Origin of the sequence: Streptococcus sp. CCH8-H5 (assembly GCF_001556505.1) — a bacterium.
Classification (GTDB): Bacteria; Bacillota; Bacilli; order Lactobacillales; family Streptococcaceae; genus Streptococcus.
Genome location: NZ_LSIZ01000087.1, coordinates 1 through 253, shown reverse-complemented (window position 1 = coordinate 253; position 253 = coordinate 1). Strand labels below are relative to the sequence as shown.

General features: G+C 53.8%; 3 tRNA genes. All 3 read left to right on the top strand.

The features are described 5' to 3' along the window. The first annotated feature begins 1 nt into the window (after window position 1). Window positions 2–91: transfer RNA gene (locus AX663_RS05505), tRNA-Ser, on the top strand. 9 nt (window positions 92–100) lie between these two features. Further along, a tRNA-Met gene (locus AX663_RS05500) sits at window positions 101–174 on the top strand. Between the two features lie 3 nt (window positions 175–177). Beyond that, window positions 178–250 (top strand) — tRNA-Phe (locus AX663_RS05495). The last annotated feature ends 3 nt before the right edge of the window (window positions 251–253 follow it).

Sequence of the window (253 nt, the reverse complement as noted above, 5' to 3'; positions counted from 1 at the left end):
TGGAGGATTACCCAAGTCCGGCTGAAGGGAACGGTCTTGAAAACCGTCAGGCGTGTAAAAGCGTGCGTGGGTTCGAATCCCACATCCTCCTTATAATTAACGCGGGATGGAGCAGCTAGGTAGCTCGTCGGGCTCATAACCCGAAGGTCGTAGGTTCAAATCCTGCTCCCGCAATATGGCTCGGTAGCTCAGTTGGTAGAGCAATGGATTGAAGCTCCATGTGTCGGCGGTTCGATTCCGTCTCGCGCCATTT